This is a genomic window from Microbacterium sp. GbtcB4 (genome assembly GCF_019091465.1).
Lineage (GTDB): Bacteria > Actinomycetota > Actinomycetes > Actinomycetales > Microbacteriaceae > Microbacterium > Microbacterium paraoxydans.
The window spans coordinates 1-241 of the sequence record NZ_JAGXJJ010000455.1 but is presented as its reverse complement, the minus strand read 5'-3'; the positions used below and the strand labels follow the sequence as shown (position 1 = coordinate 241).

At 68.5% G+C, this 241-nt stretch carries 1 pseudogene; it reads left to right on the top strand.

Going from position 1 to position 241, the window contains the following annotated elements:
• A pseudogene (locus KVS71_RS18450) lies at positions 1 to 241 on the top strand (mechanosensitive ion channel family protein); the annotation flags it as partial.

Below are 241 nucleotides of genomic sequence, written 5' to 3'. Positions count from 1 at the left end.
CCCGAACAACGACGCCTGCGGCCCCAACGCGCTCGTGCTGCGGCGGGTGATCAGGGGGGTCGTGCACCGCAGCCTCGACACCGCCCAGAACAAGGCCGCCGTCGACGACACCCAGGCACTCGCACGCTCCCCGCTGGCCGACATGCGACTGGACCAGCGCACGCGCACGCGCGGCACCACCCTGCAGAACATCGTCAACGTGATGCTCGTGATCAACGCGATCATCCTCATCGTCAACGCG